Genomic DNA, 1,713 nt, shown 5'->3' on the forward strand with positions numbered 1-1,713 from the left:
ACCCCCAGCTCTGCCGCCACCCGCCCGTCCCTGATCGCGGCCAGGAGTGTGGCGTGGTCCGACTCCGTGCGGTCGGCGTAGAGGACCGCGAAGCCGGCCACGGCCTCGTCGAGCTCTTCGTTCTTGCCGCAGTACCCGGCTATCAGGCGCGGGTCGGCGCTGTGGGCGTGCGCGCGCGCCAGCAGTGCGCCGGTCATACGGCCGTAGTCGTCCAGCTGGTCGGCGGCCAGGGCCGCCGGGTCGACGCTGCCCTTGCGGTTGCGGAACTGGCGCACCTGATAGGGGTGCCCGTCTACGGTGGTCCAGCCGAGCAGGATGTCGCTGACGACCTGCATCCGCTTCTGTCCGAGGACCACACGGCGGCCTTCGTGACCCGCGTCCGGGGCAGGGAAGCCGGCCTTGGCCAGGTGCGGCAGCAGGGCCGAGGCGCGGGCCTCCTTGACCTGAAGTACCAGCGGCTCGCCGCGATGGTCGACGAGCAGCACCACGTACGACCGCGTGCCGACGCTGCCGGTGCCGACGACCCGGAACGCCACGTCGTGTATCGCGTACCGCGCGAGCAGCGGCAGGCGGTCTTCCGAGAGCGTTTCCAGGTAGGGGCCGAGCGAGGCGGCGACAGCAGCGGCTTCGGCGTCGGGGACCCGGCGCAGGACCGGAGCCGCGTCGACGAAGTGATGGTGTCCGTCTGCTCTCTGCTCGGTGGCCTTGGCGGCGAAGCGGGCGCTGGTGTTGTTGCGGGCCTTGGCCGACACCTGCTCCAGGGTGCCGAGCAAATCCCGTGCGTCGGTGTGGGAGACCAGTTCCTCGTCGGCTATCGCGTTCCACGCGTCCAGCACCGGCAGTTTCGCCAGGAGCCTCATCGTGCGCCGGTAGGCGCCCACGGCGTCGAAGGCCGCGGCCCGGCAGATGTCCTCGTCGGCGCCTGCTTCCCGGCCGGCCAGGACCAGGGAGGCGGCGAGGCGCTTGAGGTCCCATTCCCAGGGGCCGGTGACGGTCTCGTCGAAGTCGTTGAGGTCGATGACGAGGCCGCCGCGGGCGTCGCCGTAGAGACCGAAGTTCGCCGCGTGGGCGTCACCGCAGATCTGGGCGCCTATTCCGGTGACGGGGGTGCCGACGAGGTCGTGGGCCATCAGTCCGGCGGAGCCGCGCAGGAAGGCGAACGGGGAGGCCGCCATGCGGCCCACGCGGATCGGCGTGAGCTCGGGCACGCGGCCGAGGTTCGATTCCTCGACGGCCCGGACCGCGTCGGGGCGGTCGGCGGAGAGGAGCAGCGAATCGTGCGAGGAGCGGGGCACCCGGTCGCGCAGTGCCTTGCCGTCGCTCTTGGGCGAGCCGGCTTTGTGGCCGGGTCCCCGTCCTTCGTGGTGTCGGAATCCCGGCACCTCGGGAATCCGGGTCTGCCCGTCGTCGGGCACCGCTCGCTGGGCCGGAATCACCGCCTCGACATCGCTCATCGCGTGCCGCCTCCCCCGTACTCGTTCATCATCAGCAGCTCGAATGCCATGACGGTACCGGTGGCGGCCGACAGCCGTCTCCCCCTGTGGATAACTCCCGGAGGCGGCCATCGAGCAGGCCACCGCCGGGAGTTATCCACAGCCAGGCGCCGAGGTTCAGACGCCGACCGCTTCCTCAAGCTCCTCCTCGATCCCCTCTTCGCCCTCGCGGATGCCGCGACCGTCGCCCAGAGCACCGGCACCACCCCCGGCATCCGCG

At 71.4% G+C, this 1,713-nt stretch carries 1 protein-coding gene; it reads right to left on the minus strand.

Going from position 1 to position 1,713, the window contains the following annotated elements:
* Positions 1-1,454 (minus strand): DUF2252 domain-containing protein (locus ACJA3G_RS36375; protein WP_406557298.1); only part of this gene is annotated, 1,454 nt, incomplete at its 3' end.
* Positions 1,455-1,713 lie beyond the last annotated feature (259 nt).

Origin of the sequence: Streptomyces sp. YS-3, from assembly GCF_045257485.1 — a bacterium.
GTDB lineage: Bacteria > Actinomycetota > Actinomycetes > Streptomycetales > Streptomycetaceae > Streptomyces.